The following is a 19,561-nucleotide window of genomic DNA, read 5'->3' on the forward strand; positions in this document are numbered from 1 at the left end:
TATTTAACCATTGATTAATTAGATAAAAAATTAGAAAATTATGCTAAAATCCATCTAAAAATCCGATATATGACTGATCAGTTAGCGAACCCGGCTTTAAGCCCGAAGATCACCCTGGAGCAATGGCGTTGTTTAGTTGCGGTTGTTGAAGGGGGAGGGTACGTACAGGCGTCGGAACTCCTACACAAGAGTCAGTCTTCCGTTAGCTATGCGGTACAAAAGCTAGAATCCATCCTCGATGTAAAGGCATTTACAATCACTGGTCGCAAAGCGGCACTTACGGCTGCTGGGCAAATGTTATATCGCCATGCCAAACAATTACTGGAAGATGCTTCGGCAATGGAAATGGCTGCCCGGCGTGCTTCTGTGGGTTGGGGGTCGCTGGTGTCAATTTCTGTGGAAGTGCTGTTTCCAACTTGGCTATTGCTAGATTGCCTGGAGGTATTTGGCCAAGAGAGCCCGCATACCCGAGTAGAGGTTTACGAAGTGGTGATTAGCGGTGCCCTCGATGCCCTTACCGAGGGAAAGGTGGACTTTGCGATTGATCCGAGAATTCCTCCCGGTTTCAATGGCGAGTTACTGCCAGCACCGGCACGCATTATCCCAGTGGCCCACCCCAGTCACCCATTACATCAACTGGAACGCGAACTAACCCTGAAGGATCTGCGCAGTCATCGGCACCTGATCGTTAGAGATTCAAACCCCCAAAGCGATAGTGAAACCCTAACAGTTGAAGTTGCCAAGCGATGGACGCTGAGCAATATGGCAACGGTAATCGGGGCAACTTGTAGGGGCTATGGGTTTTCTTGGTTGCCGCAGGATAAGATTCTTGGGGAGCTGGCCGATGGAACACTCAAACCTCTCCCCTTAAAAGGAGGGCAAGAAAGGTGGCAGCCTCTGTATCTTATTTTTCCTAATCGCGATGACATATCGCCCGCAGCGCGCCGGTTGGCGGAGATAATCCGCCAACGACTTGAAAGCTTACATATTGGTGCGTGATAAGGCGTTAGGCGCTGTCTTTTAGTTGCTTGGTTTTTTCAAACCAGAAAGCATAAAAATCTTCTGTTACCAGCTGCTCGATATTGGTTGCCTCTTCACGGGGACAAAATACGGTCGCGGTGATGACATCATGGCCAAGATCATTAGTGGTCACGCTTACTTTTGCGTCAGGGCCTGAGAGCTCTACACCCATCCGATTCTCAATCAGCTTGCAGTAGCGCTCGGCAACTTCCCGAAAAGATTCGCAGTGCTCTTTCAGCCGTTCGGCAATAAACTTCTTGGCTTCAAAGGGGTTTATCTCACTGCGCTCACGGGTTATCGAGAAAGTATGCTCGATATAACGGCGCATAAAATTCAGGTTCTTTACCGGCTGAGTAAAAAAAGCATTATTGGGAATATAGAGAGTGGTCCCGGTATAACCATTGCCGAGGCCATGGGGGTCAATCTCCAAAAGCGTGGTGCTTAACCAGTCACTATCAGTAACTTCGCCAAATTGGTCGCCCACTTTAATCCAATCGCCAACAGTAAAGGAGCGCATATTGGCTTGGTATAGGCCACCCACCAAGCACTGCACGGCCTCTCGCAATGCGAGGACAATCGCTACAGAAAAGGCGGCAATAGAGAGGGCAAAATCTCGTAATTCTGTCACCCAAACGGCAATTACACCGATGACCAATAGCAGGTTGCCGATGTTGTGTACGGTGTTGATCCTACGACGCTTATCTGCTTTTGCCCAGTTACTGCGAGCAATGGCAAGGGTCAATAAGCCGCGGACTAAAAGAATGACGGCAACTACACAGAGAGTAATAAAGAGTTTGCTGTGGAAAATCTGTTCCAGTAACTCGGGATTCATTCGGGGTGGTAGACCTCAGTTTTTTTGGTTGTTTCTTAGGTTGTAGCCTTATAAACCCATCTGTTTAGGTAGGTGCATTGAGAGCACTGGGCCAGTTGAAGGCGACATCAGTGGGCTGTAATAAGAAGGAAGGTGCGCAATGTATCTTTAGGTGGCCCATTTTGTAAATGGGCAGAGTAAATTACAGCCTTGATTGGCTATTTCACCCCATTACTGCCTACTCCGAATGTAGTTATCGGTAATCGGGATTGGAGAAGTCAGGCTTGCAACCTGCATCCCAAGCAGAGCGCCGGTTCCCATGGGCGGGTATGCCCCCCGCATCTTTTATCATTCGGGCCATATGCATTAGGTTCCAGGTCATGAAGGAGGTATTCCGGTTGGTAAAATCATTTTGTGGCCCACCAGAACCGGGGTCGAGGTAAGAGGGGCCGGGACCGGCTTCGCCAACCCAGGCGGCATCTGCTTGTGGTGGAATGACATAACCCAAGTGTTGCAGGGAATAAAGGATATTCATCGCACAGTGTTTAGCGCCATCTTCGTTACCTGTTATCAGGCAGCCGCCGACTTTTTCATAATAGGCATACTGCCCCTGATCATTAAGGTTTGACGAGTTGGCGTAGAGGCGCTCTATGGCTTGTGTGCAGATAGAGGATTTTTCACCGAGCCAGATAGGGGTTGTGATGACGAGAATATCTGCCTCGTTAACCTGGTGATAAATTTTTGGCCAGTCATCGTTTTCCCAACCGTGCTCGGTCATATCTGGATAGACACCGAAGGCGATATCATTGTCAACGGGCCTGAGCAGGCTTACCGATATGCCATTTCTTTCCATAATCTCTCGTGAAATACGAATTAGTCCGTCGGTATGGGAGAGTTCTGGCGTTGGCTTGAGGGTACAGTTTAGGAACAGTGCTTTCAGATCTGAGAAATCCCAGTGGCTGGATTCGCACTCTTTGATTTGTTGATTGTTGAGAGGCATCTCAGAGCTCCTTTTGCAGCAACTATTGAGCAAGTGTCGAGATTTGAATACAGGTATAGCAGCCAGGGAGCTATTAAAGCTGCCGGTTGGTTCCAACAACCAATGGCTAAAGGCATGAGATTAGCGCGACTGCTGTTCTCGCTGCCATAGATCCCAGTGGTGAACTTCAACGATTGATAATGAGAGCGAAATGGGCAGGGAGCTACAGGCCTGCTAGCTGAAATTTGAATTGGCGCTTCTCTTCCACTAAAAGTCTGAAAATTTTAGGAGGTACCTGGGTTAATCCGCTACTTTATTTACTTAAAGTTCACAAGCGACTTACCGAGGTGCACCATGAAGGCGAATCTACCTCTGACTTATAGGTTCCTACCGGCCGTTTTCATTCTGACAGCTCTTTACTCTGCTCCATTGAGTGCAAATCCTGACATGAAAAATACTTTAGATGGCACTTGGTGTGCTGTCGATGGGGAGTCGTTTATTTTATATGAAAGCCAAAAAGACGCTTTGGATGTAGGTAAGGATATTTATTGTCGAACGTTCAAAGTCCTTAAGAAAACTAAAACCGGTGGGGGTGGCCGCTTCATTGACAGCTTCAAGAAGCCTGCTGACTTTAAGCATAAATTGGGCGGTCACGAAGAGACAAAAAATGGAGCGACTACCAATAAGGATGTCGGTATCTTTGTCTTTTCGAACTCCGGTGATACCACTCGTATAGTGACTGTCGACGTATCAGATGAAAGCGTGGGCAACTTTACTCTCGACAGTAGCGGAATAATGCAGGGGTTTACCGAGGAGGTGACTTCTGATGCTCAAGTTCACGAAGCGCATGTGGGAGTTTTGACTTTCAAGAGGGCTCCAGGCCCTATACCAGCAGCAGCAAAATTTGATCAGGAGTGGGAGTCCGTCTTCCAGGCGACACATAAGAAGCAATAAGTGTTGGGCCTACCAGCAAAAGGAAATAGCCGCGTCTTTCGAAAAAGAGTGAAAGACGCAAAGAATCACCAAGCAACAATCTAGCAAGGGGAGGGTTGCGGCTTAGAGAAGCTCTGCCATTTTCTTTATTAGAATGGCCGAGGCGTTCTCACTAAACTGCTGCCCCTCCTCAATATATTCCCACACGGTGGCGTCGCTCTTCCAGCCACCTTGCTTCTTGATAAGCTCAAAGCCAATCTTTTCACGAGCCGCAGAGGTCGATAAGCCACGGCGAAAGCTGTGGCTGCTTAACTCGTCAACAAAATCAAATCCGCAGGAGGCACCCAAGTTTTTTAGTAAGTCATTAATTGCTGCTGGGTTTAGCTGCCTGCTTTGCACCGTATCCCACCGGTTCACCGCTCGAAATACGGGTCCACTTTCAATGCCGCTGACCTTGAGCCAGGTTTTCAGAGCTCTTGCAGGGCAAGCCTCAGGAGCACCAAAGGGCAGGGCGCGCATCATTCCTTCGCCACTTTGGTCTGTTTTTGACTTGGGAAGCTTTACGATCACGCCTTCCTCCTCCCATACCAGGTTTTCCACCTGAATAGCCACTAGCTCACTGCGACGAAAGGCACCAAAGAACCCTACCAGGATAAGAGCCAGATCACGTGTGCTCTTCCTCGCCTGGGGTTGAGTGCGTAAATATCGGGTCATGCTAGCAATGTGCTGCAGGCTGAGGGCTTTTGATTTCTCTTTAGGTTTGCCGTGAGTGCGACGGACACCACGCATGGTTTTCTGAACCAATGGGTCTGAGACGGGGTTTAGCATTCCCTGGTATTGATGCCATTGCCCGATTGCGGTGAGGTGAAGGTCTAGAGTGCGAGGATTAAGCTCCTCAGCACGGCCGAGGACATAGCGCACCAGAGTGCTGCCATCAGTGGGTAGCCGCCCTCCCCATTTTTCAAACTGACGAATTGCCGAGCGATAAGCCCTGCGGGTGTTATCGGATGTGGCGGCACTCAGGTATTTCTGAATGTCCTCATCGGTCAACAATTCACCAGTGCCCCCAAGTGTACTGGGAGTTTTCTTTTCGAGGTGCTTTTTGGCGGCAAGAGATTTGTGATGTTTCATGATGCTCGAACTGCTGGGAAGCCTCCTGTTTGTACTGGAGGTACGTTATTACGGGAATCTTACAGAAATATAACCTGCGATAATAGTCATTATCGAAGGTTATACAGCGGCATTTCCCAGGTATGAAAAAATATTAAATAATGTAATATTACGTATTATGTAATTTGTAACGAAATAATCTAAGGTGAAGCTTATGGCACGCACTGGGGTCACGTATTTGGATATTGTTCAGGCCGCCAAGGCCATCAAGGCCCGTGGAGAAGAGCCCACCGTTGATCGAGTGAGGGCCCAGTTGGGAACCGGCAGCAAAAGCACTATTGCCCCTCTGCTTAAAAGATGGCGCAGTGAATCTTCGAGCAATACGGATAGTAGTGGGCTTCCGCGAGACCTGGTGGATGCACTGAAAGGCCTACACCAAAGGATCCAGGAAGCGGCAAGCAAGCAGGTAGAGGAGCTTCAGCAGGAGTTCCTCGTGCAGGAAAAAGAGATCACTTCACAGTTAGAGGAGTTGCGAGCCACTAGTAACCAGCAGGCCGCCAGTATTCGTGATCTTGAGCACAGGCTTTCGTCGACCGAGGCGGAAAAGCGTAGATTCAAGCAGTCCTTACAAGAGACTCAGACTGCCCTGGAAAAAAGTGAGTACCAGAAGCAGGAAGCTTTGCAGCGTATTGCGGAGCAAAAAGTGATGATTGAGGAAATAAAGCAGGAAAATAGGGATGTCCGTGAACACTTTGAGCACTTTCAACAGCGTACTGCCAATGACCGGCAATATGAGAGAGACCAGTATCGCTCAGCTGCGGAGCAACTGAAGGGGCAGATCGCAGTACTTACTGAACAGCTGACCCTCGCAGAGCGTAGATTCAACGAGCAGGAGTTGCTTTACAAGCAGGGACAGGCGCTGATTGCTGAAATCAATCGAGAGAAGCAGCAGCTTGGCGAACAGATTGGGGCGGCTAGCACAGAGGCTACAAACCTAAGGGAGCAGGCAGAAGTGCAGGCAAGCGAGCTGAAAGACAGGCAGGCAGAGGTGGCTAGCTTGCGAGAGCAAATCTCTAGGCTGCAACGTGAAGGCTCTTCGGCTCAGAAGGAAGTGCAACTACAACAGAGTGCCCTAAACAGATTAGAGTTGGAGCTTACCGCTACAAAAGATCGCCTTGAACAACTCGCCGATGAGAACCGCACCCTTATTCAAGAGAAAGCGGTGATTCAGGGGCAGTTTTCTCAGCTGGAGAACTCTCTAAAACCCTAGACAAGTCTTGGGCTGGCTATACTTCTAGATGAAGCTCTAATTGAGCGATTCAGGGCAAATAGCCTCCCTTTTACTAAATTTCCAGCCCTCACTTTGAATTGGTTAGACTGCAAATAGCTGTTTGCGGCAGTATGTCCAGGCAGTCTCGCCCCAAGCTGCCTCTAAAATGAACTTATCGCCTTGGCTGACTAATTCGTAGGCAGCTAAACTTGCTAGCAAGCCACTCAGTTTGCCTCTACCCCAAACAAACGGATTCAGCCCCACATTTTAACTCCAGGCTGACAAGCACGTTTCTTTTAATTGGCCTGATCAGTTCTTTGAGCATCCTGGAGAGAAGTATTGGCAGGAAACTTTCAGCGGATCATCGATAAGCCAACTTTCTTTGGGGCGCTTGGCTTGCTTCTCATGGTTACCCTTCCGCTCATTATTTATCCAAAACTGGGGGCGAAGTGGATTCTGAACGCGAAGAACTTTGTAACGGATGACTTGGGTGTTTTTTATCTGTTGCTGGGAGTTGGTGCATTACTGTTTATGACCTACATCATTTTTAGTGATATCGGTCAAATCAAACTTGGAAAACCTGAAGAAGAGCCAGAATTTAGCACCTTGTCCTGGGCCTCCATGCTTTTTTGTACAGGCATTGGGGCATCTATCTTGTACTGGTCAATGGTGGAGTGGATCTATTATTACCAAACGCCGCCATTTGAATTAAAAGGGCTTACTCCGGAGGCTGCCCGCTGGGCAATCGCTTTTGGTATATTCCATTGGGGTCCTATTGCCTGGTCGATTTACCTGATTCCGGCTCTACCAATTGCTTACTTTTACTATGTAAGGCACCGCAATGTCTTAAAAGTAAGTGAGGCGCTTATGCCTGTTTTAGGTGAGCAGCGGGCAAAAGGGTCTATTGGCAAGTTGATAGATGTTTGTTTTGTTTTTGGTATGTTAGGTGGTGGGGCAACGACATTAGGAATTGCTGCGCCCTTGATTTCTGAGGGTGCACATGAACTATTGGGTGCGCCTACAGGACTGACTACACAAATTTTTATTCTGATGCTCTGCACTGCAATATTTGGCTGCAGTGTGTATGCCGGGCTTAAAAGGGGAATTAAGACTTTATCAAACCTGAATATGTGGCTTGCGATGTTTTTATTGGTTTTCGTCCTTATTGCTGGCCCTACTTTATTTATGCTTAATGCGGGATTGGATTCTTTGGGGAAAATGCTTAACAGTATTCTTCATATGGCCACATGGACAGAGCCCTTTGGTCGATTCAGAGAATTCCCTCAAACCTACGTCTCTCAAGACTGGACCATCTTCTATTGGGCTTGGTGGTTGGTGTTCGCCCCAAGTGTTGGATTGTTTATTGCTCGCATATCACGCGGGAGAACCATAAAAGCTATGGTTGTTGGCGCAATATTTTATGGCACCCTGGGCTGCTTCCTATTTTTCCTAACTCTGGGAAACTATGGGGTTTACCTGCAGTTCTCAGGTGAACTGAATGTGGTACAGCTCCTCAACCAACAGGGGGGTACTGCAACTATATTCGCTATCTTGCAAACACTCCCTATGAGTAATTTGGTCATTATTGTTTTCACTTTACTCGCGATAATTTTCACAGCCACTACATTTGATTCTATATCCTATATACTCGCTGCCGTTGTTCAAAAGGAAGTGAAAGATGAGCCAGCTCGCTGGAATCGTTTGTTTTGGGCGTTTGCATTATCGGTGATGCCTATTACGCTTCTCTTTTTGGGTGGGCTGGAAGCCCTACAAACAGCAAGTATTGTCGGTGGTGTTCCGTTGCTACTTGTTGCAATATTGCTTTGCGTATCGATTGTAAAGGCAGCTCATTACGATTTACGCCACCAGCCGAGCTACGAGGAAAAGGAAATCTACATCAAGCACCCGCCAGAAGATACTCCCTGGAGTGAAGAGGGTGATTGGGGGACGGCTTGTAGCTCTGTAAAGAAAGATAGCAGCAAAGAAGCTTCCAGAAAAAAGAATCCTTAAAGGCTTATATACCCTCAGTCTTAGGGGCAATTCAGTGAGAAGGGTATATGAGCCCACTATAAAATACCTATGAGTGCGCATGTAGGCTTTACACTTAAATTCCAGAGCCTGCATGCATTCTGATCTATTTGGGAATGATACGTAGTCAGGATGTACTCATAAAGAGGTTATAAAAGCTGTAGGCTACAGAGGTTAATGTCTTATATCTTATCTTCTAAGCCCTTGTTTGATGGCCAGATTGTTTTGCTTTTGAACACTAAAAGCAGCCTGTTATTGAAATTAATAGCCTTCCTGTTAAAATTGCGGACCAAATAATAATCATATCTAACCAATCGTATTCCGTCTCTATAAAAGTTATTCCACTCTACCATCTGTCTTCATTTCCTTTCGGAGATCGAACCCACTTTTATTTTGTCGGCTTTGTACACTGCTCGGAGAAGTGCATTGACTAAGAGTTTTAGAGAAATTATCGACAAGCCAACATTCTTCGGATCACTTGCACTACTTTTGCTAGTTACTGTTCCACTGATTGTTTTCCCTGAAGTCGGATCAGTATGGGTTAAAGTCGCAAAGGATTTTGTTACCGACCAGCTCGGAGTCTTTTATCTATTACTGGGGGTAGGGGCCATCCTCTTTATGGTTTATATCGTATTTAGCGATATAGGCCAGATAAAGCTCGGTAATTCGGAAGAAGATCCAGAGTTTTCTACAGTGTCCTGGGCATCCATGTTGTTCTGCTCTGGTATTGGAGCTTCAATCCTCTACTGGTCGATGGTGGAATGGATTTACTACTATCAAACTCCACCCTTCCAAATAGAGGGGGGAACACCTGAGGCTGCGCGCTGGGCCGTTGCCTATGGCATTTTTCACTGGGGGCCATTAGCTTGGGCGATTTACCTGATTCCCGCTCTGCCGATTGCTTATTTTTACTATGTCAGAAACCACAGTGTGCTGAAGATTAGTGAAGCGCTAATGCCCGTGCTAGGTGAAGAACGCGCGAAGGGTGGTATTGGCAAGTTAATTGATGTGCTATTTATCTTTGGTATGCTGGGAGGAGGGGCTACTACATTGGGGATTGCCGCTCCACTGATTACTGAAGGCGCACATGAGCTATTGGGAGTACCAAGAGACTTGGGTACACAGGTTATTGTGCTTATGATCTGTACACTTATTTTTGGTTACAGTGCTTTTGTGGGTCTAAAGAACGGTATCCGAGCCCTCTCCAACATTAATATGTGGCTTTCAGTATTATTGCTGGTATTCGTGTTTCTTGTTGGTCCCACCCTGTTTATGTTGAATACCGGCCTGGATGCTTTGGGCAGGGTACTTGACAACATCTTCCATATGGCTTCCTGGACTGAACCTTTCGCACAATTTGAACAGTTTCCTGATACTCATTTTCCTCAAGATTGGACCATATTCTACTGGGCATGGTGGCTGGTTTTCGCACCAAGCGTAGGCTTGTTCATTGCCAGAATATCCCGAGGCCGCACCATAAAGGCAATGGTAGTCGGCTCGATTTTCTTTGGAACTCTCGGCTGTTTCTTGTTCTTTATGGTTCTGGGGAACTATGGAGTCTACTTACAGTTTTCAGGTGAATTGGATGTGGTGCAGGTATTGAACCAGCAGGGAGCAACTGCAGCAATATTTGCCGTTTTACAGACTCTGCCAGCGAGTCAGTTCGTAATATTGGTTTATACCATTCTTGCACTGATCTTCACGGCCACTACCTTTGATTCTATTTCCTATATTCTTGCTGCAGTAGTGCAGAAAGAAGTAGATGAGGAACCAGTGCGCTGGAATCGGGTCTTTTGGGCATTTGCCCTGTCCATTATGCCCGTAACACTGATGTTTCTTGGTGGGCTGGATACCTTGCAAACAGCCAGTGTTATTGGAGGTGTCCCACTTCTGGTTGTTGCGCTTCTGTTATGCATCTCAATCGTTAAAGCGGCTCACTATGATTTACGCTACCAGCCCAGTTACGAAGAAAAAGAAATCTATATTGAAGACTTTCCTAAGGATGACCCCTGGAGTAAAGGTGGGGATTGGGAGTTACCGGCTTCTTCCCCCCATGGGGTATCTCATGACGACAAACCACATATCGAAGGGGATCCAGGTAGTCATCCGTCTCGTTTATAAACGATAACAAACGGCTGAAACCTATGGGAGGATTAGGCTAGGAGTATAGACAGCGGGAGCAGAAGGGCACTATATATTACTGGTGCCCTTTACTTTATCTTGGCGAGGCTCAAAAGTTGCACCTACCTTGTCTACACAATACTTTCTAAGGAAGTTAACATCACTGATACTTTTCCCATGCTCAAAGCACTGCCTCAATTGACTTGTGTAATTTTCAAACAGTATCCCTGCCTGCTCAATAGGCAGAGCTACTAGATGTTCGATAAAGTGGCGAGATCCCACCTGGAAGTGCATGTAATCAATAGGCACATCCCAATCTCCGCCCCAAACGGCAAATCCATACATGGCAAATAGAGAGGTTACATCTTCAGACATCCCGGCACGCACTGGTTTTCCTGCTCGATACTTTGCTCGATTTAAGTAACCTTCCTTCGTGTTTTTTGGTATCAAGATTGGTTTAGAGGATTTATCAATATAAAGATAAGGGTTCTGCATTGGATTAATATCAATCGCAACCCCATAAGCATGTTCAGACCATTTGCTGCCATCGGTAATGGGTCGAGAATCAAATGCCAGAGAATTGTTCATATCCTCTGTTTTTCGCTCCTTTTTACTGAAGTATTCTATTGGGATAGCAGACTTAATAGGGAACTGCCGTTGATAGAGTTCTCCAAATAGAGCGAGAACATTATCGGCAACAACATCAAGAACTATAATCGCTCCTTTTTGTCTATTTGTATCGTTTTTATTTTTTAAATCATGCTCACTGTTCAGTGCGCCAGCAATATCTGAATCCTCCGGTAGAGGATAAAAATCAAAAACTACTTTTTTTAATCTTTCGCAACCAATCGGGGATTCCTTTGTTATTATTTTTCGATACATCATTAATTCGCACTCACTCTGAGATACATTAAATATGCCTGTTTCAGCCCCTGGTTGAAAATCTTGCTCCGTGATATCTTTCAAAGTGTCTTTGCCACAGGCAATTAGGCCAAAGACAATCAAAACAAAAATTATGTAGTGGGACATGTTTAACTAACCTCAGCACCAATAGCATGTCGTTTCCGACGCCCGTTCTTCACGATCATTACATGTATAAGTTCAGATATACTGGATTGTGGCTGATTTTTAAAAATATATCCGTACAGGGAGATATGTGCCGTTCTAGTGGATGATTGACGCCCAATTAGTTATTAGAAGTGTCGTTCTCATTATTGGCGTAATTTAACCACACCCAAAACCTAAGTTGTTGCTCTTCGGAATGGAGATAGTCGTTGAGTAAGGGGTCAAGAGAGCTGATTGATAAGCCCACTTTTTTGGGGGCAATCTTATTGTTACTGATAACGACAGTGCCGTTGATCTTGTTTCCAGATTTGGGCTCACTGTGGATTTTGGCGGCAAAGGAGTTTGTAACAGAACGTTTTGGTATTCTCTACCTTTTACTGGGAATAGGGTCGATTCTTTTTATGGCTTATATCGCTTTTAGTGATATAGGTCGCATCAAGCTTGGAAGCAAGAAGGAATCCCCTGAGTTCTCGACAGTTTCTTGGGTTGCCATGTTGCTAAGCTGTGGCATCGGCGCCTCCATTCTGTATTGGTCAATGGTTGAATGGGTTTACTATTATCAGCAACCGCCATTTCAGGTTGAAGCAAATACACCGGAAGCGGCCCGCTGGGCAGTCGCCTATGGCATATTCCACTGGGGTCCCCTGGCTTGGTCCATCTACCTAATCCCGGCGCTGCCAATCGCTTACTTTTACTATGTGCGCAGAAGTAGGGTATTAAAATTTAGCCAGGCTCTTGTCCCGGTGCTGGGTGAGCGCAGGGCCAAGGGTGCCACTGGAAAGCTTATTGATATCTCTTTGGTATTCGGTATGTTGGGTGGCGTCGCTACCCGGTTGGGTATAGCTGCACCCTTAATCACCCAGGGGTTTCATGAATTGTTAGGGTTACCTATTAGACTTGAGACGCAAATAGCTGTACTTATACTCTGCGCTCTATTGTTTGGTTACAGCGCTTTTGTTGGTTTAAAGCGTGGGATCAAAACCTTTTCCAACTTTACTATGTGGCTTGCCCTATTATTATTGCTCTTTGTTCTTATTGCAGGGCCAACTCTATTTATACTCAATAATGGGCTGGAGACATTAGGGCGGATGTTACACAGCTTCCTGCGAATGGCTACCTGGACTGAATCCTTCTCTTATTTTGAGCAACTTTCCTACTTTCGTTTTCCTCAACAGTGGACCGTTTTCTATTGGGCTTGGTGGTTAGTCTTCGCACCAAGCGTTGGCCTTTTTATCGCCCATATCTCTCGGGGGCGGACAATAAAAGAGATGATCATTGGTTCTATATTTTTTGGGACCCTCGGTTGTTTTCTTTTCTATATGGTGCTTGGCAACTATGGGGTATACCTGCAGTTTTCTGGAAAGCTTGATCTGGTGCAGCTCCTAAACAATCAGGGAGCCAATGCCACTATTTTCGCCATACTGAAGACTTTGCCTGCAGGTCAGTGGGTTGTACTGGTGTATACATTGATTGCACTGGTTTTTACTGCTATTACCTTTGATTCCATTTCCCATATCCTCGCCTCAGTTGTACAAAAAGAGGTAGACACAGAGCCTCTTCGCTGGAACCGAATTTTTTGGGCATTTGCCTTGGCATTACTGCCGATTGCCTTAATGATACTGGGTGGATTCGAAGCGTTATTGGCAGCGAGCATTATTGCAGGCATCCCCCTATTATTAGTTGCTCTATTACTTTGTCTCTCAATCGTTAAAGTTGCACGGCATGACTTGGGCTCCCACCCAACTCTAATTGAAAAGGAAATAGTTCTTGAAAAGCTATCCGCAAAGGGGCCATGGAGCCAAGAAGAAGCGGGCGAGCAAGATGGAGCCACTTTAGGGGGTTCTGAAAACGCTAAACAGGGAAGTGCGGGGGAGAGGTCTTAGGATTTTAAGAGTGAGAATACCGGGGCACAGGCCCCGGTATAAACTTCTAGCCTTATAGGCTGAAAGTGCGAGCGACAGAGAAGACGATACGCTCGTCAGCCGTGTCCCAATCCAGATTGGTATTCTCGGCGGCAATATTGAAATCAAAACCGTTAAGAGAAGTCATGTATTCTACACGGTAGTGGTTGTAGGATTTTTTGTTATCCCAGCTCCAGTTGTCCAAGTTCGTAGAAGTAGAGCGGTCCACACTGAAGCGAACGTTATGCCCCTCTGCAAACTCAAAAGTGTGAGCCAGCATCATAATGTAGTGGCTGCCGCCTCCGCCAAAGTAGTCCCAGCTGTACCAGCCATTCACTTCGGACTCACCCAGATCGGAGCTGTAACCTAACTTAGCGTAAGCCTCTGGATAATTTCCGTCATCAGAAGCCTTATCACCGTGGTAGGTGTAGTAAGCAATACCTGTATCCAGGCTCACTTTGTCGGTAAGTTGCATGAACTTACCTGCGTAGAAGTCCCACTCCAGGTTAGTGTCATCACCTTTGCCAAAGTCCACATTGGAAGCCCAGGTACCAACATACCAACCGTTATCAAAGCCGTAGTCCAGGCTAGCCTGCAGAGCTGGGTCATTCTGAGTCTGGCTAACACCGTTAAAGGTGTAGTCGGTGGTCAGATTTACAGTAGAAGACAGCTCTGCTTGGGATTGCTGAGCAAGTACCAGCAGGGAAGCACAAGTGAGTGCAGAAAGTTTCAACGTCGATTTCATTGTTCAATAACCACTTATTTATATTTTGTAGCCCCCGCCAAACTAGGCGGGGGATTTCAACAGTTAGCTCGCCAGTTCGATCTTGTTAAAGTCGATTTTGTTTTCTTTAGGCGAGGAGTCGATAGCTGCTACCGCTCTGAAGCGCTTCACCAGGATGTAACCCAGGCAGCAGAAGAAGATGCCAATCACCAGAGCGCCGATCCACTGGATTTGCAGGAAGTCCAGCTTGAACAACAGGGTGAGCAGGCTCATTGCAGCCAGGTTCAGCACGAAGTACTTCCACTTGCCCAGGCGCGCAACGGTCATGCCCAGATTGTCGGTGTACAGGCGAATCAGGGAATCCAGCGAGTTGATCACGAAGGTAATACCCACAATCACCATAGCCAGGTTGTAGAAGCCACTGGTATCCAGGCCTTGGCTGGAGTAGTAGTAGAGCACGGTGAACCAGAGTGCGATGGGGATGGATGGGAAAATCAGCATCGCCGCCAGCACTTGGTAAGTGCGCAGGCCACCCACAAAGCGGGAGGTAAACTGGCCGATCATAATGCTCCAGGCAAACCACCAGAACAGGTAAAACTCGTGATAGTCATTTAACGGCAGTACGAACTGGTGGATGTTGCCAAAGTAACCGCCGAGCATCGCAAAAGTGGAGGCGAAGTCGCCAACGCTACCGTTTTCACCGGTAAAGGCGCCTACCCACATGACCGCGATCAGACCAATAAACATCCAGGTGGTTGCCAGGCTGAGGAAGCGCACATAGCGCAAGCTGGTAGATGAGTAGACCGCTGCGGCGATCACTGCAAATACGATCAGGTAGAAGGTGCCCACAATGGTTTCACCATCACCAACTTGCGGCAGATACCAGGGCAGGTTGCTAAGCAGCAAGTAAGCGGTAAAGGCGCAGGTTCCAATAATCACCACATTGTTAATCAGTTTTACTGGGCCCAACTCAAAGAATTTAACTTTAGGTTCGATAATGCAGAAGTAAAAACAGGTGAGGAAGTAGAAGCCCCAGATCAGGAAGGCCCAAAAACCAAACTCAATCGCGAGTGGGTTGGTGAAACCATATTCTGGGCTATTGGCTAAGTCTGCGTAGCCACCGAACTCGGTGAGGGGGAACATGATCAGGCCTACATCGAGGCCGGAAGTGAAAAGGATCGCTATAAAAGTGAAGGTTTTGACCGGGGTTACCCCGACCATCTTCACATTTCCCCATTTAATCAGCGAGAAAATTATTGCCGTGAAGGTAAACAATAATCCCGCGGAAAGCCAAGCTGTCATGCTGAGTCTCCAGCTAGTTATTGGTATGCCGGCGCCCCCAGAGGGCATTGCTGTGCGAGATTTGAATATCCCCGTCGCGTTTGAAGGGGGCAGTCAAATCTCTGCCAGAGCGCTGGCGTAAATTCAGCTCACTGAGTGCGCGCAGGGCGGCCAGGTCGCTGAGTGCTGGTAGCCTTGGTTGCTACCGGTGCCTCGGAGGGCGCCAATACAGGGCGCCCTAAAATCAGGTCAGCAGCCCGCTCCGCCACCATAATGGTGGGCGCATTCAGGTTGCCGTTGGGAATGGTCGGAAAGATGGAGGAATCTACAACTCTCAAGCCCTGCAATCCGTGTACACGGGTTTCCGGGTCTACCACTGCCATTGCATCAGTGCCCATCTTGCAGGAGCAGGATGGGTGGTAAGCACTCTCGACGGATTCCCGTACGAAAGCGTCAATTTGTTCATCAGTCTGGATATCGGTGCCGGGCTGGATTTCATCGCCTCGGTATTCGTCGAAAGCGGGCTGATTGATAATCTCGCGAGTCAGTCGCACACAAGCACGGAAACCCTCAATATCCTCTTTCTCCTGCAAATAATTAAACAGGATAGAAGGGGATTGCTTGGGATCACTGCTCATCACTTTGACCCTGCCGCGACTCTTGGGCTTGTTGTGCCCGATATGCACCTGGAAGCCGTGGCCATCGAAAGCTTCGCGGCCGTCATAGCGCATGGCTGCCGGCAGGAAATGGTATTGCAGGTCCGGCCACTCCACGTTTTCCTTGGAGCGAATAAAACCGCAGGACTCGAAATGGTTGGTGGCTCCGAGGCCATCCTTCTTCAGTATCCAACGAGCACCGATCAGGAATTTATTCCAAGGGTCGAGCTTGCCATTCAGGGAAATCGGCTGGTTGCAACGGAACTGGAAATAGAATTCCAGGTGGTCCTGCAAGTTTTGGCCGACGCCGGGGAGTTCGTGTTGGAGTGCGATACCGGCTTCTGCCAGTGTGTCGGGATCTCCGATTCCGGAGAGCTGAAGAAGGTGAGGGGAGCCGATGGGACCTGCGCTGAGGATGACTTCCTGCCGCGCCTTGAATTCCAGGATCTTTCCCTTGCGTTCAAGTTTGATTCCGACCGCCCGTTTACCTTCCAGAATCACCTTATGCACAGTGGCGTGGGTCAATACCGTCAAATTGGGGCGCTGCATGGCCGGTTTCAGGTAGGCGTTGGCGGTAGACCAGCGCTTTCCATCTTTCACCGTCATATGCATAGGGCCAAAGCCCTCTTGCTGCTCACCGTTGTAATCTGCGGTGTAGTCGTAGCCTGCTTCTTTACCGGCTTCGATAAAAGCTCCATAAAGGGGGTTGGCCATTTCATTGCCGTTATTGACCCCCAGTGGACCTTCGTCGCCACGGTAATCGTCACCGCCGAAAGCCCAGGTCTCAGAGCGTTTGAAGTAGGGCAGACAGTGGGCGTAGTCCCAGCCTTCGGCGCCGTGCTGTGCCCACTCATCAAAGTCTTTGGCGTGCCCGCGCACGTAAACCATCCCGTTAATCGAGGAAGAGCCACCGAGCACCTTGCCTCTGGGGCAATGCATGCTGCGGTTGTCCAGGTACGGCTCTGGCTCGGTCATAAACTGCCAGGCGTACTTGTCGGTATTCATGGGAATGGATAGTGCGGTGGGCATCTGGATAAAGATGCTGCGATCGCTACCCCCGGTCTCTACTAGGAGGACTTTTTTATCTTCCTGGGCAGACAGGCGGTTGGCCAGAACGCAACCGGCAGAGCCGGCGCCGACAATGATGTAGTCAAACTCACTCATACAGGGTACCGCTTAAAATGGACTTTCCAGTGGTGCCAGGCCCACATACACCGCTTTTAGCTGGGTATAGTGGTTCAGGGTCGCAAGTCCATTTTCGCGTCCGATTCCGGATAACTTATATCCGCCCACCGGCATTTCTGCCGGGGAAGCGCCGTAGGCATTAATCCAGCAGATACCCGCTTGCATCTGGTGGATCACACGGTGGGCGCGAGTGATATCACGGGTAAATACGCCGGCGGCCAGGCCCAAACGGGTATCGTTAGCGCGGCGGATCACCTCGTCCTCGTCATCAAAGACCAGTACCGACATTACCGGGCCGAAGATTTCTTCGCGGCAAATAGTCATATCGTCATGACAGTCGGTGAATACGGTGGGAGCAACGAAGTAACCGTTAGGTGAATTCTCCGGGGAGAGGGTGTGGCCGCCGCAGAACAAGGTCGCGCCTTCCTCTTTACCCTTGCTGATGTAATCCATCACCAGTTGCTGATGCTTGGCAGAAACCAGCGCGCCGAAGTTAGTGTCCGGATTCATCGGATCACCGGCAATAATATTTTGCTCAACGCGCTCTTTCAGGCGAGCGAGGAACTGATCGTGGATGCTGCGGTGTACAAATACCCGGGTGCCGTTGGTGCAGATTTCACCCTGGGTGTAGAAGTTGCCCAGCATGGCAGCAGAAACGGCTTGCTCCAGGTCGGCATCATCAAAGATCACCAGTGGGGACTTGCCTCCCAGCTCCATGGTGACTTCTTTCAGATTGGAAGCCGCCGCGGCCATCACTTTCTTGCCGGTACCCACTTCGCCAGTAAAGGAAACCTTGGCGATGTCCGGGTGGTTAGTCAGCCAGGCGCCCACGGCGCCATCGCCCTGGATTACGTTGAAAACACCCGGGGGCATGCCCGCTTCAATAAAGATTTCAGCCAACTTCAAAGCACCTGTGGGGGTCTCTTCGGAAGGCTTGAAGATCATGGCGTTACCGCAGGCCAGGGCCGGGGCGGCTTTCCAGCAGGCGATTTGTAAGGGGTAGTTCCAGGCACCGATTCCTGCGCAGATGCCCAGGGGCTCGCGGCGGGTGTAGTAGAAGTCCTCACCGACTTGCTGCTGATTGCCTTCAATGCCTGCAGCCAGGCCGGCAAAGAATTCGATGGAGTCGGCCCCAGTCACCACGTCGACAACACTGGCTTCCTGCCAAGGTTTGCCGGTATCAGCCACTTCGATAGCTGCTAGTTCATCGTTGCGTTCGCGCAACAGTGCTACTGCTTTCAGTAGGATGCGACTGCGTTCTACCGGCATCATCGCTGACCACTGGGCAAAACCGCGCTTGGCACTCTCTATGGTTTCTGCGAGTACCTTTTCGTCGGCAACCTCAACCTGATAGCTGACCTCGTTGGTAGCAGGGTTGAACACGTCAAAACATTCACCGCTTTCGTTTGCCAGGTAGCGGCCATCAACAAAGCTTTGTTTTTTTTCCAATGACATCTGTTTCTCCATACTGCTCTAACAGAGAGTCAATAGGTTGTTTCTAAGTCGATGAAGTAGGGTTGGCGGCCTGTTAACCGCAAACTTTGAACCACTGGTCATCGTTGTATTTCATAACAATCACTAGGGGTCTCACCTGCCGGATTTCAGTGGCGAATATGATGGAACCCCTACGCCTTAGCACCTAAGTACCAAGCTTTATGACGCAAAATGTAACATATTATTAGTTTGAACTCTAATTGTTCGAATTCAATGCACTGCACAACGGGATAAATTGTGAGGTTGATTTTCCAGTATATGATCGACTTACAGGTGAGTCATACGCAGAAAATTGATTCATATAGCTTAAAAATCTCATTCGAACTCTATCAAAATCACAGATATGCGAGGGATCAAATATCAACCAGAACAGGAAATGGCTTGCAAAGGTATGAGAGTTAAGAGAGGGGTGGCCGGAACGAAAAATATAAAACTGGCAGAGCCTAACAGGGGGCGCAGGTAAGCGAGTAATGATTGCCTTTTGCTGCTAACTGGCCCCGTACTTTTTTGGCTGCAAGGGATATAAGCAATAGTTAATGAACGATAAGTGACCGCTTATCGGATGTTGGGTCAATTAGCCGCATATTGGTCGTTTACGAAATTGGTCAAAAAACGATCCTTTCGATATGTTGTACAAAATATAATCGTCGGTGCTAATAATTCAGTGAAAGACGACAAGCCCCGATTTATACGACCTTAACCCTCAACGGTAACTTCAGTCATACGGATAGCTTGATTAGGCTTTCACCAAAAAATAGCAAGAGTGGGCAAGATGCTTCTGCAATGTGAACCCAACAAAAGACTCTTTAGTGATTGGTGGGTACCAGCAACACTGCGCCAGTTTAGAAATTTTCAAGCTTAAAATGAGAAATGTCTTAAGTTATGAGTACGGGTCAATTGGATGGTAGCGAATTGTCGATGGAGGTGTTCACCCAAAGATAATACCAATTTGATTTTTTGTGCAGAATTTTTGCTTCCAACGC

General features: G+C 48.1%; 14 protein-coding genes. 6 read left to right on the forward strand and 8 right to left on the reverse strand.

Features of this window, described 5'->3' with window-relative positions:
- Nucleotides 1–69 precede the first annotated feature (69 nt).
- Entirely contained in the window at nt 70–999 is a 930-nt protein-coding gene (locus ACJJJA_RS11940) for a LysR family transcriptional regulator (protein WP_252085887.1), read from the forward strand.
- 7 nt (nt 1,000–1,006) lie between these two features.
- Here ACJJJA_RS11940 and ACJJJA_RS11945 read toward each other — a convergent pair whose 3' ends face one another.
- A complete protein-coding gene (locus tag ACJJJA_RS11945) occupies nt 1,007–1,852 on the reverse strand; it encodes a mechanosensitive ion channel family protein (RefSeq protein WP_252085888.1) in 846 nt (281 codons plus the stop codon).
- Between the two features lie 232 nt (nt 1,853–2,084).
- Nucleotides 2,085–2,831: a flavodoxin family protein gene (locus ACJJJA_RS11950; RefSeq protein WP_444904725.1), complete on the reverse strand. Its 747-nt coding sequence runs from the start codon at nt 2,829–2,831 to the stop codon at nt 2,085–2,087.
- A 426-nt stretch (nt 2,832–3,257) separates the two neighbouring features.
- Here ACJJJA_RS11950 and ACJJJA_RS11955 point away from each other — a divergent pair, with 426 nt between their 5' ends.
- Entirely contained in the window at nt 3,258–3,764 is a 507-nt protein-coding gene (locus ACJJJA_RS11955; protein WP_444904726.1) for a hypothetical protein, read from the forward strand.
- Between the two features lie 102 nt (nt 3,765–3,866).
- Here ACJJJA_RS11955 and ACJJJA_RS11960 read toward each other — a convergent pair whose 3' ends face one another.
- Nucleotides 3,867–4,874 carry a site-specific integrase gene (locus ACJJJA_RS11960; protein ID WP_444904727.1) on the reverse strand — a complete coding sequence of 336 codons (1,008 nt, stop codon included), beginning with the start codon at nt 4,872–4,874 and terminating at the stop codon, nt 3,867–3,869.
- Nucleotides 4,875–5,067: 193 nt separating this feature from the next.
- On the opposite strand from ACJJJA_RS11960, the gene ACJJJA_RS11965 reads away from it, so the two are divergent.
- The 3 genes from ACJJJA_RS11965 to ACJJJA_RS11975 all read left to right on the forward strand — a co-directional run bounded on the left by ACJJJA_RS11965 (nt 5,068) and on the right by ACJJJA_RS11975 (nt 10,272).
- Nucleotides 5,068–6,123 carry a DNA-binding protein gene (locus ACJJJA_RS11965; RefSeq protein ID WP_444904728.1) on the forward strand — a complete coding sequence of 352 codons (1,056 nt, stop codon included), beginning with the start codon at nt 5,068–5,070 and terminating at the stop codon, nt 6,121–6,123.
- A 339-nt stretch (nt 6,124–6,462) separates the two neighbouring features.
- A complete protein-coding gene (locus tag ACJJJA_RS11970; protein WP_444904729.1) occupies nt 6,463–8,133 on the forward strand; it encodes a BCCT family transporter in 1,671 nt (556 codons plus the stop codon).
- A 444-nt stretch (nt 8,134–8,577) separates the two neighbouring features.
- Nucleotides 8,578–10,272: a BCCT family transporter gene (locus ACJJJA_RS11975; protein ID WP_444904730.1), complete on the forward strand. Its 1,695-nt coding sequence runs from the start codon at nt 8,578–8,580 to the stop codon at nt 10,270–10,272.
- Nucleotides 10,273–10,341: 69 nt separating this feature from the next.
- On the opposite strand, the gene ACJJJA_RS11980 is transcribed toward ACJJJA_RS11975, so the two are convergent.
- Nucleotides 10,342–11,301: a M15 family metallopeptidase gene (locus ACJJJA_RS11980; RefSeq protein ID WP_444904731.1), complete on the reverse strand. Its 960-nt coding sequence runs from the start codon at nt 11,299–11,301 to the stop codon at nt 10,342–10,344.
- A 245-nt stretch (nt 11,302–11,546) separates the two neighbouring features.
- Here ACJJJA_RS11980 and ACJJJA_RS11985 point away from each other — a divergent pair, with 245 nt between their 5' ends.
- Nucleotides 11,547–13,220: a BCCT family transporter gene (locus ACJJJA_RS11985; RefSeq protein ID WP_444904732.1), complete on the forward strand. Its 1,674-nt coding sequence runs from the start codon at nt 11,547–11,549 to the stop codon at nt 13,218–13,220.
- Between the two features lie 52 nt (nt 13,221–13,272).
- On the opposite strand, the gene ACJJJA_RS11990 is transcribed toward ACJJJA_RS11985, so the two are convergent.
- From ACJJJA_RS11990 to betB, 4 genes are all read right to left on the reverse strand, one after another.
- The gene (locus tag ACJJJA_RS11990) at nt 13,273–13,983 is read right to left on the reverse strand and encodes a TorF family putative porin (protein WP_444884930.1); all 711 of its coding nucleotides are present in this window, start codon (nt 13,981–13,983) and stop codon (nt 13,273–13,275) included.
- A 63-nt stretch (nt 13,984–14,046) separates the two neighbouring features.
- Nucleotides 14,047–15,264 (reverse strand): BCCT family transporter, encoded by a 1,218-nt coding sequence (locus tag ACJJJA_RS11995; RefSeq protein WP_444890326.1) that lies wholly within the window; start codon nt 15,262–15,264, stop codon nt 14,047–14,049.
- A 128-nt stretch (nt 15,265–15,392) separates the two neighbouring features.
- Nucleotides 15,393–17,063: a choline dehydrogenase gene (gene betA, locus ACJJJA_RS12000; RefSeq protein ID WP_444904733.1), complete on the reverse strand. Its 1,671-nt coding sequence runs from the start codon at nt 17,061–17,063 to the stop codon at nt 15,393–15,395.
- A gap of 12 nt (nt 17,064–17,075) precedes the next feature.
- Complete coding sequence (gene betB / locus ACJJJA_RS12005; RefSeq protein WP_444904734.1) at nt 17,076–18,539, reverse strand: betaine-aldehyde dehydrogenase; 1,464 nt, start codon at nt 18,537–18,539, stop codon at nt 17,076–17,078.
- Nucleotides 18,540–19,561 lie beyond the last annotated feature (1,022 nt).

It is taken from the genome of Microbulbifer mixtoriginis (SeqCode) (assembly GCF_052466865.1).